This is a genomic window from Pseudomonas sp. YH-1, assembly GCF_051990045.1.
Taxonomy (GTDB): Bacteria; Pseudomonadota; Gammaproteobacteria; order Pseudomonadales; family Pseudomonadaceae; genus Pseudomonas; species Pseudomonas nicosulfuronedens.
Genome location: NZ_CP178184.1, coordinates 6,158,714 through 6,170,399, shown reverse-complemented (window position 1 = coordinate 6,170,399; position 11,686 = coordinate 6,158,714). Strand labels below are relative to the sequence as shown.

The 11,686-nt window shown below is 64.6% G+C and carries 13 protein-coding genes; 7 read left to right on the top strand and 6 right to left on the bottom strand.

Annotated elements, in window-relative coordinates:
* The first annotated feature begins 44 nt into the window (after positions 1-44).
* Positions 45-482, top strand: coding sequence for an HIT family protein (locus tag ACKI1H_RS28500; RefSeq protein ID WP_045210424.1), 438 nt, complete (start codon positions 45-47; stop codon positions 480-482).
* Between the two features lie 19 nt (positions 483-501).
* Here the strand turns inward: ACKI1H_RS28500 and ACKI1H_RS28495 are convergent, their stop codons facing one another.
* The gene (locus ACKI1H_RS28495; RefSeq protein WP_138525092.1) at positions 502-921 is read right to left on the bottom strand and encodes a 3-isopropylmalate dehydratase; all 420 of its coding nucleotides are present in this window, start codon (positions 919-921) and stop codon (positions 502-504) included.
* A 175-nt stretch (positions 922-1,096) separates the two neighbouring features.
* On the opposite strand from ACKI1H_RS28495, the gene ACKI1H_RS28490 reads away from it, so the two are divergent.
* On the top strand, positions 1,097-2,161 hold the full coding sequence (locus ACKI1H_RS28490) for a GGDEF domain-containing protein (protein WP_440467059.1): 1,065 nt from the start codon (positions 1,097-1,099) through the stop codon (positions 2,159-2,161).
* On the opposite strand, the gene ACKI1H_RS28485 is transcribed toward ACKI1H_RS28490, so the two are convergent.
* Both ACKI1H_RS28485 and ACKI1H_RS28480 read right to left on the bottom strand, forming a co-directional pair.
* A complete protein-coding gene (locus tag ACKI1H_RS28485; protein WP_440467058.1) occupies positions 2,143-3,186 on the bottom strand; it encodes an acyltransferase family protein in 1,044 nt (347 codons plus the stop codon). The two genes, ACKI1H_RS28490 and ACKI1H_RS28485, sit on opposite strands and share 19 nt — an antisense overlap.
* An 88-nt stretch (positions 3,187-3,274) precedes the next feature.
* Positions 3,275-4,459 carry an MFS transporter gene (locus tag ACKI1H_RS28480; RefSeq protein ID WP_440467057.1) on the bottom strand — a complete coding sequence of 395 codons (1,185 nt, stop codon included), beginning with the start codon at positions 4,457-4,459 and terminating at the stop codon, positions 3,275-3,277.
* Between the two features lie 103 nt (positions 4,460-4,562).
* Between ACKI1H_RS28480 and ACKI1H_RS28475 the strand changes: the two genes are divergently transcribed.
* Positions 4,563-5,465: a LysR family transcriptional regulator gene (locus tag ACKI1H_RS28475; RefSeq protein WP_440467056.1), complete on the top strand. Its 903-nt coding sequence runs from the start codon at positions 4,563-4,565 to the stop codon at positions 5,463-5,465.
* Position 5,466: 1 nt separating this feature from the next.
* On the opposite strand, the gene ACKI1H_RS28470 is transcribed toward ACKI1H_RS28475, so the two are convergent.
* Entirely contained in the window at positions 5,467-5,979 is a 513-nt protein-coding gene (locus tag ACKI1H_RS28470; RefSeq protein WP_440467055.1) for an ankyrin repeat domain-containing protein, read from the bottom strand.
* A gap of 424 nt (positions 5,980-6,403) precedes the next feature.
* Here ACKI1H_RS28470 and ACKI1H_RS28465 point away from each other — a divergent pair, with 424 nt between their 5' ends.
* The 3 genes from ACKI1H_RS28465 to ACKI1H_RS28455 are packed head-to-tail and all read left to right on the top strand — an operon-like array spanning position 6,404 to position 8,369.
* Entirely contained in the window at positions 6,404-7,525 is a 1,122-nt protein-coding gene (locus tag ACKI1H_RS28465; RefSeq protein WP_440467054.1) for a beta-ketoacyl-ACP synthase III, read from the top strand.
* Positions 7,525-8,136 (top strand): RNA polymerase sigma factor, encoded by a 612-nt coding sequence (locus tag ACKI1H_RS28460; protein ID WP_440468926.1) that lies wholly within the window; start codon positions 7,525-7,527, stop codon positions 8,134-8,136. The genes ACKI1H_RS28465 and ACKI1H_RS28460 overlap by 1 nt, the downstream gene beginning before the upstream one ends.
* Positions 8,130-8,369, top strand: a complete 240-nt coding sequence (locus ACKI1H_RS28455) for a zf-HC2 domain-containing protein (RefSeq protein ID WP_138525100.1) — start codon at positions 8,130-8,132, stop codon at positions 8,367-8,369. Before ACKI1H_RS28460 ends, ACKI1H_RS28455 begins: the two co-directional genes overlap by 7 nt.
* Before the next feature lie 215 nt (positions 8,370-8,584).
* Here the strand turns inward: ACKI1H_RS28455 and ACKI1H_RS28450 are convergent, their stop codons facing one another.
* Complete coding sequence (locus tag ACKI1H_RS28450) at positions 8,585-9,499, bottom strand: DedA family protein/thiosulfate sulfurtransferase GlpE (RefSeq protein ID WP_138525101.1); 915 nt, start codon at positions 9,497-9,499, stop codon at positions 8,585-8,587.
* A gap of 301 nt (positions 9,500-9,800) precedes the next feature.
* Here ACKI1H_RS28450 and ACKI1H_RS28445 point away from each other — a divergent pair, with 301 nt between their 5' ends.
* Positions 9,801-11,117 (top strand): OprO/OprP family phosphate-selective porin, encoded by a 1,317-nt coding sequence (locus ACKI1H_RS28445; protein ID WP_138525102.1) that lies wholly within the window; start codon positions 9,801-9,803, stop codon positions 11,115-11,117.
* A 104-nt stretch (positions 11,118-11,221) separates the two neighbouring features.
* Here the strand turns inward: ACKI1H_RS28445 and ACKI1H_RS28440 are convergent, their stop codons facing one another.
* Positions 11,222-11,686 (bottom strand): N-acetyltransferase family protein, encoded by a 465-nt coding sequence (locus ACKI1H_RS28440; RefSeq protein WP_440467053.1) that lies wholly within the window; start codon positions 11,684-11,686, stop codon positions 11,222-11,224.

The window sequence follows — 11,686 nt, the reverse complement described above, 5'->3', positions numbered from 1 at the left end:
GTATGGTGCGGGCCCATACCCGGTCACTGGAAAAGGAACCCACCATGAGCCTGCAAGGCACTTACGATCCGCAGAACATCTTCGCCCAGATCATTCGTGGCGAGGCTCCCTGCTACAAGCTGTACGAGGACGACGACGTGCTCGCCTTCCTCGATCTGTTCCCGCAGTCCTACGGCCATGCCCTGGTCATCCCGAAGAACTCCCCGGCGCGCAACATCCTCGAAGTCGACCCCGATGCGCTGGCCAAGGTGATGCGTGTGGTGCAGCGCCTGACCGGCGTGATTGTCGACGAGCTCAATCCCGATGGCGTGCAGGTCGCCCAGTTCAATGGCGCGCCGGCCGGGCAGACGGTGTTCCACATCCACGTGCATATCGTCCCGCGCTATGCCGGCGAGGGCCTGGGCATCCACGCGGCGAACAAGGCTGATGCGGGGGAGCTGGAGAAGCTGCAGGCGCGCCTCGTTGCCCGCCTGAACGGCTGAGGCGCACCTGGGCCGGCGGTTACTCGACCGCCGGCTTGATGTCGAAACCGGTGCGGTTGTCGCTGACGATGCGGAAGGCGTTGTTGCCGCCGGGCTCCAGTGGCACCAGCAGTTCACGGCGCAACATGGCCTTGCTGCAAAGGCCGTCGCCGTCCTTGTCGCCGATGATGCCGACCACGTGCTTGCCCACCGGTACATGGAAGCTGGCCGACTCGCCCTTGCCGATGCGCGCGGCTATTTCATGGTCGATGGTGAGGGCGACGAAGCAGCCGCCGCCGATGTAGCCGACGTCACGGGTGACGTCGACCTTGACGCTGTCCTTGCCCGGTTGCTGGTAGGCCAGCAGGCGGTCGGCGGGGACAGGTTGGACTTCATCGCTCTGGTACGAAGCACAGCCGGAAAGCGTGAGCAGGGACAGGACGGCAAGGATCGAACGCATAGACTTCCTCCATGGACAATGCAGCCTAGGCTAGCCCATCCGGCCGGTTTCCGTCGGGTTGCCTCCGCGTTGTGGGAAATTGGAGTAGTCTTCAGCACATGTGAGTCGGGCTGGAGTGCCCGGCCGCCGCCATTGAGGCCGACCCGCCGGGCGGTCGAGCCAAGGAGCAGGGCCGATGCACCGCAACAGCGACCCCGACCACCTGTTCGAGTCCAGCGCCGGACCGACCGGCCTGGAGGAAGCCGACCACCGCCTGCTGATGCGGCTGATCTTCGGTTGCACCGGGGCGACCCTGGGGGTGTTCTCGATCCTGCAGTACTTTGCCGGCAATCTCTGGCTGGCTGGCGCCGAACTGGCTACCTGCGGGCTGTTGCTGTGGGCGGCGCACCGGCTCCAGCGCGTCCGCCGACTGGTGCCCTGGATCATCGCGTACCTGCTGCCGACCTTCTGTTTCATCCTCTACATCATCGTCATGCCCAACGCTTCGGCGTCGGCTTTCGTCTGGGTCTATCTGATGCCGGTGATGGCCTATCTGCTGCTGGGCAAGTGGCGCGGCTTCCTGCTCGCCGTGCCGTTCATGCTGATCGCCACGCTCATGTACCTGCACGCCAACCGGGTGCGACTGGATGCGCCGGGGTTGATCGACATCGGTAACGGCATTTTCTGCGGCGTGCTGGTGATCGCTTTCATGCATGTCTATGAAGAACGCCGCGCCGCCGCCTACAAGCAGCTGCGGCACCTGGCGCTGACCGATGCGCTGACCGGTGTAGCCAGCCGCGAGAGCTTCCAGCGCACGTTACGTCGTTGCATCCAGGAGGCCGCACGCTACGAAACGCGGCTGGTGCTGGTGGTGCTGGACGTCGACCACTTCAAGAACATCAATGACCAGTGGGGGCACGATGCCGGTGACAAGGCGCTGCAGCATTTGTGCAATCGCCTGCGCCACCGCCTGCGTGCCACCGACCTGATCGGCCGGCTTGGTGGCGAGGAGTTCGGTCTGCTGCTGCCCTTCACCGACCGCTTCGACGCCAAGCCGCTGGTGGAATCCCTGCGCCGCGACATCGATGAGGCGCCGCTGACGTATCACGGGGAGCGCATCGAGATTTCCGCGACCTTCGGCCTCGCCGAGTGGCCGGGCGACGGCCTGGATGCCGACGAACTCTACCGCTGCACCGACCGCCGCCTGTATCGCGGGAAGGCCGAGGGCCGCAACCGCCTGGTCTACAGCGACACCGCCTGAGCACGTTTCGCCGCCGGCGGCCCGGCGATGCGCGCATAGGCCGCGCGGACCTGGCGAGCCATCTTCCGCTCCACCCATTCGTAGCTCAGCCAGGACAGCAGCAGGATCGCCGGTACGCTGAGGCCCAGGGTCTGGTAGGGCGTCAGGCCCAGTCGTTCGTGCAGCCAGTAAGCGGCCAGCCAGAGCACGATGACATGCAGCAGGTACACCGAATAGGACCAATCGCCCAGCGCATGCAGCACCTTGTTGCGCTCGAACAGCGGCTCCAGCGCTACGCACGCGGCGAGCAGCGCAGCGGCGGGCAGGCCCCAGGTCAGCAGGCGCCAGGGATGGTCGGCGGGGAACAGCGCGATGGTCGTTACTGCGACGGCGACCGTCAGCAGGGCCAGCGGCTTCGGCAGGTTCAGCCAGCCACGCCGGTACAGTGCGGCAAGCCCCAGTCCCAGCAGGAATTCGAAGATGATCGGGTTGCGGTAGAAATGGCTGATCCACGGCTCGCGCGCCAGCACCTGCGCCACCAGCAGCACCAGGGCAGTCACCAGCCAGGGGCGCCAGCGCTCGGCGACCAGGAAGGAGAGGGCGAACAGCCCGTAGAAGAGCATCTCGAAGTTCAGCGTCCAGCCCACCGGCAGTACCGGGTACAGACCGAAGCCGCCGGGGTTTTCGCTGGGGATGAACAGCAGGGACAGCAGCAGCGACTTGCCGCCGACGCCGTAGATCGGCATCACGTCGGAGAAGGCGTAGAGGATCAGCGCGGTAATCGCGGTGTACAGCCAGTACGCGGGAGCGACGCGGGCCAGGCGCTGGACCAGGAAGGTCAGCGGCGACATCGGTCGGCCAGCGCTGGAGAGGTGGATCACGAAGCCGCTGAGGACGAAGAAGATATCCACCCCGACCTGACCGCGGGTGGAGAGCAGTTTGCCGCCGAGGCTGTCGGCGCGGAAGTCGAAGAACACCTGCATGAAGTGATGGAACACCACCAGCCAGGCGGCCAGTGCCCGTAAAGCCTGAAGCGAAACCAGCATGGGTGGGCGCGTCCTCCGTCTGTGGATAAAAGAAAGGGGCGCGACCGTTGCGCGCCCCTTTCCTCGACAGTCAGGATTCGCCGATCGTTCAGCGGGCCTGCTGGACGGTTGCTGCCGGCAGTGCCGGTTCACGCTCCAGGCGCAGGCACAGCAGCGCCGTGGCGATGGCTGCGACCGGCAGCAACGCGCCGACCCACGGCAGTGCAGCGAGGCCAGGGCCGTGGTCGATGGTCATGCCGCCGAGCCAAGCGCCCAGCGCATTGCCCAGGTTGAATGCGGCGATGTTGAAGCTGGCCGCGACGCTCTGGCCGGCACCGTGGGCCTTCTCCAGCACCCACATCTGCAGCGGCGGCACGGTGGCGAAACCGGCGGCGCCGAGCAGGGCGATGAAGATGACCACGGCCACCTGGTTCTGCAGCGAGAAAGTCATCAGGCCCATGACCACCGCCAGTGCCACCAGGCTACCGAGCAGGGAGGGCACCAGCTTGCGGTCGGCCAGCTTGCCGCCCAGCAGGTTGCCCAGCACCAGGCCGCCACCGAACACCAGCAGCACCGGCGACACGGCGCTTTCGGAGAAGCCGGCGAGGCGGGTCAGCAGCGGCGAGACATAGCTGAACACGGTGAACACGCCGCCGAAGCCGAGCACGGTGGTCAGCAGGCCGAGCAGCACGGCCGGGCGCTTCAGCACGCGAAAGTCCTCGCGCAGGTTGCCGGCGGCCGGCGGTGCGCCGTTGCGCGGCAGGTAGATCGCCAGGATTGCCAGGGCGAGCACGCCGATGCCGGTGACTACCCAGAAGGCCGCACGCCAGCCATAGAGTTGGCCGAGCCAGGTGCCCAGCGGTACGCCAAGGATGGTGGCGACGGTGAGGCCGGTGAACATCAGGGCGATGGCCGAGGCGCGGCGTTCAGCCGGCACCAGGCTGGTGGCGACCACCGAGCCGACGCCGAAGAAGGTGCCATGGGCGAAGGAGGTCAGCACCCGTGCCGCCATCAGCGTGGCGTAGTCCGGCGCCAGGGCGCAGGCCAGGTTGCCGAGGGTGAAGATCACCATCAGGCCGAGCAGGGTGCGGCGTTGCGGCCAGCGCGCGGTGAGGGCAGTGAGCAGTGGTGCGCCGAGTACCACGCCCAGCGCGTAGCCGGAGATCAGCAGCCCGGCGGCAGAGATCGAGACGCCGAAGTCATGGCCGACTTCCAGCAACAATCCCATGATCACGAATTCGGTAACGCCGATGCCAAAGGCACCGGCGGTCAAGGCATACAAGGCAATGGGCACGGTGGCTCTCCCAGGTGGTTCGAAGAATGATGGCCACCTTATCGCCGTGCGGATTGCTGATATAGACTGCCTTTGAGCAAATCACCTGTGAATTGAATTCAACATGGCCCGTCCTGACGTCAACCGCTTCGGCGAAATGGAAGTCTTCATCCGTGTGGTGGAAACCGGCGGCTTCACTGCCGCCGCGCTGCAGTGCGGGATGACACCTTCGGCGGTGAGCAAGCTGGTGGCGCGGCTGGAGGATCGTCTCGGTGCGCGGCTGTTCAATCGCTCCACCCGGCGCCAGCAGCTCACCGCCGAGGGGGCGGCGTTCTATGAACGCAGCCTGCGCATCCTCGCCGATCTGGACGAAGCCGAACGCGAGGCCTCGGCCAGTGCCGAGCCGCAGGGCAGGGTGCGGATCAGCTGCAATCTGCCGGTGGGTCGGCAGTTCCTGATTCCGGCGCTGCCGCTGTTCTTCGAGCGCTATCCGGGCGTCAACCTCGACCTGCAGTTGACCGATGAAGTGGTGGACCTGTTTGAAGTGCGCGCCGACGTCGCCGTGCGCAGCGGGCCGCTGCGGGATTCGCGGCTGGTGGCGCGTTCGCTGGGAGAGTCCGGACACAAGATAGTCGCCGCGCCCGAGTACCTGGCGCGGCACGGTACGCCGCAGCATCCACGTGAGCTGGGCGAATACAATTGCGTGGGCTTCAGCTACCGGCGCGTCGAGCCGGACTGGCCCTTTCTCGGCAAGCCGGCGGATGCCCCCGAGCCCAGCGGCAACCTGCTGGCCAGCGACGGTGACAGCGTGCGGCATCTGGCGCTGGCCGGGTTGGGGCTGGCGCGACTGGCGGAGTTCCAGGTGCGCAAGGATATTGCAGCCGGACGGCTGGTGGAGGTGCTGGCGGACTTCAATCCCGGCGACCGCAAACCCATGCACGCGCTCTATCTGGGCAAGCCGGGCCACCTGCCGGCGCGAGTTCGCGCGGTGCTCGACTTCCTCGCCGAGCACGTTCGTATCGACTGATTCATGCGGCTTCGAGCATCGCCAGGGTGTCGGTCGCACCCATCATCTTCGCCGCGGCCAACGCTGTCAGACCGCTGGCGTCGCGGGCCTCGCGGTCGGCGCCGTGTTCCAGCAGGCAGCGGACGATCTCCGGGCGATTGAACATCGCCGCCATCATCAAGGCGGTCTTGCCGTCGGGAGAGGCGCCTTCCACCTGGGCGCCACGGCTGAGCAGCAGGCGCACCATTTCCAGGTCGCCCTTGAAGGCGGCGCCGGCCAACGGCGTCTGCCCGGCATTGTTGCGCAGGTCCGGATCGGCGCCGTGATCCAGCAGCACGCCGACGGTGTCGTGGTGGCCGTAATAGCTCGCCAGCATCAGCAGGCTGTCGCCCTTGTGGTTGCGCAGGTTGGCCGGCAGACCCTGCTGGAGCAGTTCCGTCAGGCGCGGGGTATCGCCCTGACGGGCAAGGTCGATCACCTGGTTGGCGAATTCCAGGGTCTGTTCGTCCATTTCCGGGCGGTTCGCGGCACTCATCCTGAAGTCTCCTTGGCAAAGTCGAGAATGCACTGAAGGATAAGGACTGGCGCGCCTGGGCGCGCCAACACTGTGCCTATGGTGGCGGTGAAAAATTTCAATCCGTTGCTTCAGGGCAGGTCTGGCGTGATTCGCGTCCGTAAACTTGCGCAAATGCCGCCTTCGCACGGCGGCTTTTCGGCGAAAATTGCAGCATAATCAGTGATCAGCGGTTGCACCCTGGGTGAAACCGCGAACCGCCGGGCGGGCAAAGATGCCCACCGTCGGTGGGAGTGGCACACTGCCCGGTTGCAGGGATCGCCATCCCGAAGCCTTCGCGCCAGGACGCGGAGCGACGAATATCCAGTGCCGGCCAATGGGCGGGTACCTTGATGCCTAACCTTGCCGCCCGGCCCGGCGGCGCAGATTGAGAAGAGGATTGACCGTGCATAAAGTCGTGATCAGCGGAACCGGCCTGTATACCCCGCCGTTCAGCATCTCCAACGATGAACTGGTGGAATCCTTCAACGCCTACGTCCGCAGCCACAACGACCAGCACGCCGACGCCATCGCCAAGGGCGAGGTGGAAGCGCTCTCCGAATCGAGCTCCGCGTTCATCGAAAAGGCTTCCGGCATCAAGAGCCGCTTCGTGGTGAACAAGGAAGGCATCCTCGATCCGCAGCGCATGGCGCCGCGTATTCCGGAGCGCTCCAACGAAGACTGGGGCATCCTCTGCGAGATGGCGACCGCCGCCGCGAAGCAGGCCCTGCAGCGCGCCGGCCGCACTGCCGAAGACATCGACGGGGTGATCGTCGCCTGCTCCAACCTGCAGCGCGCCTACCCGGCGGTGGCCATCGAGGTGCAGGCCGCCCTCGGCATCCAGGGCTTCGGCTACGACATGAACGTCGCCTGCTCCTCGGCCACCTTCGGCATCCAGGCCGCGGTGAACAGCGTGCAGCTGGGACAGGCCCGCGCGATCCTGATGGTCAACCCGGAAATCTGCACTGGCCACCTGAACTTCCGTGACCGCGACAGCCACTTCATCTTCGGCGACGCGGCCACTGCCGTGGTCATCGAACGTGCCGACCAGGCCACCAGCGAGCACCAGTTCGACGTGGTGAGCACCAAGCTGCTGACGCAGTTCTCCAACAACATCCGCAACAACTTCGGCTTCCTCAACCGCGCGGCGGAAGAGGGCATCGGTAGTCGCGACAAGCTGTTCGTGCAGGAAGGCCGCAAGGTGTTCAAGGACGTCTGCCCGATGGTGGCCGAGCTGATCGGCGAGCACCTGGCGCAGAACGATATCCCGGTCAGCGACGTGAAGCGCTACTGGCTGCACCAGGCCAACCTGAACATGAACCTGCTGATCACCCGCAAGCTGATCGGCCGCGATGCCGAACCGCACGAAGCGCCGGTGATCCTCGACACCTACGCCAACACCAGCTCGGCCGGCTCGGTCATTGCCTTCCACAAGTACCAGGACGACCTGCCCGCCGGCTCCATCGGCGTGCTGAGCTCCTTCGGCGCCGGCTACTCCATCGGCAGCGTGATCCTGCGCAAGCGCTGATCGTGCCCGCCGACGACAGCGAGCTGTTGTCGCGCCTGCTGGCCGGTGACCAGCAGGCCTTCCGCACCCTGGTAGCCACCTACCAGGGCGCGATGCGCGCCGTGGCCATTGCCATCGTCGGCGCAGCCCATGCCGATGAGGTGGTGCAGGATGCCTGGCTCGCCGCCGTGCGCAACCTGGACGGCTTCCAGGGGCGCTCCAGCCTCAAGACCTGGCTGCTGACCATCACTGCCAATACCGCCAAGTCTCGCCTGCGCAAGGTCCGCCGCGACGTATCGCTGGACGACCTGCCTGCACCCCACGGCAGCATCGATGATTCGCGCTTCGCTGCGGACGGCCACTGGAGCACCGCGCCGCTGGCCTGGCACGAGGATTCGCCCGAGGCCCTGCTGGCCGAGGATGAACTGCGCGAATGCCTGGAAAAGACCCTGCTCAGCCTTTCCGAATTGCAGCGCAGTGTGTTGCTGCTGCGCGAGCGCCAAGGCCTTGAGTTGGAGGAGATCTGTAATCTGCTGGAGGTTTCGCTCTCCAATGTCAGGGTGCTGCTGCACCGTGCACGGCTGAAGGTATTCGCCACCGTGGAGCACTTCGAGGAGACCGGGGAATGCTGACCTGCAAGGAACTGGTGGCGCGCTCCAGCGACCTGCTGGACGAACAGCTGGGCTGGCGCGAGAAGCTGGCGTTGCGTCGGCACCTGCTGCTCTGTCGGAACTGCCGGCGCTATCTGCGGCAGATGCGTCTGACCCAGGCAACCCTGCGCTTGCTGCCGGAGTCGCCGAGTCCCGATTCGGAACGCCTGGCCGACCATCTCGCCGAGTTGCGTCGGGACAGTGCGCGCCGCTGAAAACGACAGAATTAAGCGGTCAGCGCAGGATGAGCATGTCGTAGGATGGGTGGAGCGCAGCGATACCCATGCTGACTGTGCTTCGGATTGATGGGTATCGCTACGCTCCACGCCATCCTACTCAAGCACTTACCGGATACGCCCGAGTGATGTCGATCCTTCAGGGGCGGGCCATGCCGCGATCGCCTCTGCAGCACACTCTTGCAGCAAAATCCTCAGCTCAGACTTTGAGCCCGCCATGCATCCAGCCCGCCCGACAGCGCCCAGGTGCGCGGGTGTCCGAAGGCCTGCAACCGCTCCGCCAGCATCGCCGCGGAAAGCTCATGGGGGCAGGCGCAGTAGATCACCACGTCCTTGTCCTCCAGGCTGTCGCCGAGCTCATCCAGCTGTCCGTCCAGGCTGAAGGCGATGGAACCGGGAATCGCCTCGTCATCGAACTGCGCACGCACATCGAGAATCAGCGGCGGCTCTCCAGCATCCAGGCGTGCTCGCAACTCGTCGACGCTGATGCGCGGAATCCGAGAAGTGCGCTTGAGCAGGCTGAAGCGCTGCCAGAGCTTCCAGGCGATGAACAGCGCGAAGGCGCCGAGCAACGCCGCGACGCCGACGCTGGCGTACTCGGTGAGCAAGTCGAGGATGCGGTCCACCGCGCTGCTGAAGATGCTCCCGAGCATCAGTGCAGAACCGGCCCAGAGCGCTGCTCCGGCGCAGTCGTAGGCGAGGAAGCGCGGCAGCGGCGTACGCGTCATGCCGGCCATGGTGGTGGTCAGCGCGCTGGCGCCGGGGAGGAAGCGCGAGATCAGCAGGGCGCGCGGGCCGATACGTAGGTAAAGGCTCTGGCTCTGTCGAATGCAGCTGTCTGGCGACAGCGAGACCTTGCACACGCTGCGCAGCATGAAACCGCCGTAGCGCCGTCCGGCACAGAACCAGAGCAGGTCGGCGATCAGGCAGGCGCACACAGCCACCGCCAGTGCCTGGCCCAGCGGCACGCCGCTACCTTGCAGCGCCAGGGCACCGGCGACGATCAGCGCAGGGTAAGCCGGAATCGGCAGGCCCAACTGTTCCAGCAGGACGTTGAAGAACAGCAGGGTGAGGCCGTGCTGCTGGATCAGGGGTTGCAGTTCGTGCATGGGAAAGCCTGAACGGGAAAGGAATTCCAGGAGTAGGCGACAGCATACCGGCAAAGCGGACTACAGAAAGTGCCCGTGAGCCTAGTGGGACGTGGCTTAGGACCTTTATGCCATAAGGAAATCAAAAGTTCCTCTGTAATAAAAGTTTTATCTACGAGCAACTGATCTGAAATAACCCCTCGCCAAGATTCCCAGCAACACAAACGGGGGCCGCCAGAACGGCCTGTGCGGGTCCTTGGGGGGCGCGCAGCAGCCAGGCACTCGGCGTGTTCAACGCAAATACCATTAAGGGGAATCTTCGATGATCCGTAAGCACTTCGCCGGTTACGCCGCCACTGCCCTGGCACTGGCCGTTTCCGCCCAGGCTTTCGCAGGCACAGTCACCACCGATGGCGCCGATATTGTGATCAAGACCAAAGGCGGTCTTGAAGTCGGCACCACCGACAAGGAATTCAGCTTCAAGCTCGGTGGCCGTCTGCAAGCGGATTACAGCCGCTTCGATGGTTTCTACACCAAGAACGGCAATAACGGTGACGGCGCCTACTTCCGCCGCGCCTACCTGGAGCTGGGCGGCACTGTCTACAAAGACTGGAAATACCAGATCAACTACGACATGTCCCACAACTCCGGTAACGCTGACAACGGTTACTTCGACGAGGCTTCCTTCAGCTACACCGGATTCAGCCCGGTAACCCTGAAGTTCGGCCGCTTCGACCCGGACTTCGGCCTGGAAAAAGCCACCAGCTCCAAGTGGGTCACCGCCACCGAGCGTACCAGCGCCTACGAACTGGCTGACTGGATCAACACCCACCAGGACGGCATGGGTGCCCAGGTTGGCGGCGTCGTTGCCAACATGGCCTACCTGGATGCTGGCGTATACGCCAAGGACGCCGACGACACCGACGGCGACAGCGTCAAGCAGTTCAACTTCCGTGGTGTGTTCGCTCCGCTGAACACTGACGGCAACGTCCTGCACGTTGGTGTGGACTACGCCTACCGCGACCTGGACGACGTAGCCTTCGACTCCCGCATCCGTCCGCGTCTGGGCATGCGTGGTATCGCCACCAACGGCGGTAACGACGCTGGCGACAACGGCAACCGCGCCACCTTCGGCGGCGCTACCCTGAGCCCAGCCGGTTCCTACAAGGACGACTCCACCTGGGGTGCTGAATTCGCCTACGCTTTTGGCCCGTTCTCCGCTCAGGCCGAATACCTGAAGCGCAAACTGAAGGCCGATGCCGACGCTTACGAAGACATCAAGGCTGACGGCTACTACGGCCAACTGGCCTACACCATCACCGGTGAATCCCGCGTGTACAAGCTCGATGGCGCCAAGTTCGACACCATCAAGCCGGCCAACAAGGAAATCGGTGCCTGGGAAGTCTTCTACCGTTACGACCACATCAAGGTCGATGACCCGAACGTGGTCGTGGCTACCGCCACTCGCGACGTGGGCGACACCAAGGCCAGCACCAACACCATCGGTGTGAACTGGTACGCCAACGAAGCCGTGAAGGTCTCCCTGGACTACGTTCACGTCAGCACCGACGGCATCCGCAACGCTAACGGCGATGATGACGGCAACGGTGTCGTGACCCGTCTGCAGTACGTGTTCTAAGAACTACAGCTCTACCGTTTGACTCCTTTGTGTGAACCCCCGCCTCGGCGGGGGTTTTTTTATACGCGTTTGCAAAGGAGCGGACGTTCTTTGTAGGGTCCAGGTCAGCGAAAGTTGGGGCCCACGGGCCGTCGTTGGAATTCGAACTCGAGGAGTTCATCGAAGGGGTTGCCCATTTCCAGTCGAGTCCAGCCCAGCTTGATGAGGAAAGACAGCGCTGCGGGGTTGTCCGGCCTCACGCTGGCCCGCCACAAGGGGCTGCTTTGCAGTTCCGGTCGGTTCATCACCAGCTTCATTACCTTGCGTCCTACGCCAGAGCCGCGTAACTCCGGGCGCACGGCGAGGTCGGTGACGAAGTAATACGGATGTGCCGGGTTGGGCAGGCAAACCCCCACCACCGCGACCAGTAGGTCGCCACGCAGAATGCTGTACTGAGCCTTTTCCGCATCGTTCAGCACCTGTTCCAGCCAATAGCGATCCATCGGGCCCAGTTGTGCGTAGAGCACCGGATCGTCGAACCAGCTTTCGTACGGCGGGATGTCCTCCGCCTGGAAAGGGCGAATCTGCAT

Excerpts from the sequence above, each read along its gene's own strand:
- ACKI1H_RS28500 (WP_045210424.1), top strand. The coding sequence starts at position 45 with ATGAGCCTGCAAGGCACTTACGATCCGCAGAACATCTTCGCCCAGATC.
- ACKI1H_RS28495 (WP_138525092.1), bottom strand. The coding sequence starts at position 921 with ATGCGTTCGATCCTTGCCGTCCTGTCCCTGCTCACGCTTTCCGGCTGT.
- ACKI1H_RS28490 (WP_440467059.1), top strand. The coding sequence starts at position 1,097 with ATGCACCGCAACAGCGACCCCGACCACCTGTTCGAGTCCAGCGCCGGA.
- ACKI1H_RS28485 (WP_440467058.1), bottom strand. The coding sequence starts at position 3,186 with ATGCTGGTTTCGCTTCAGGCTTTACGGGCACTGGCCGCCTGGCTGGTG.
- ACKI1H_RS28475 (WP_440467056.1), top strand. The coding sequence starts at position 4,563 with ATGGCCCGTCCTGACGTCAACCGCTTCGGCGAAATGGAAGTCTTCATC.
- ACKI1H_RS28470 (WP_440467055.1), bottom strand. The coding sequence starts at position 5,979 with ATGAGTGCCGCGAACCGCCCGGAAATGGACGAACAGACCCTGGAATTC.
- ACKI1H_RS28455 (WP_138525100.1), top strand. The coding sequence starts at position 8,130 with ATGCTGACCTGCAAGGAACTGGTGGCGCGCTCCAGCGACCTGCTGGAC.
- ACKI1H_RS28450 (WP_138525101.1), bottom strand. The coding sequence starts at position 9,499 with ATGCACGAACTGCAACCCCTGATCCAGCAGCACGGCCTCACCCTGCTG.
- ACKI1H_RS28445 (WP_138525102.1), top strand. The coding sequence starts at position 9,801 with ATGATCCGTAAGCACTTCGCCGGTTACGCCGCCACTGCCCTGGCACTG.
- ACKI1H_RS28440 (WP_440467053.1), bottom strand. The coding sequence starts at position 11,686 with ATGCAGATTCGCCCTTTCCAGGCGGAGGACATCCCGCCGTACGAAAGC.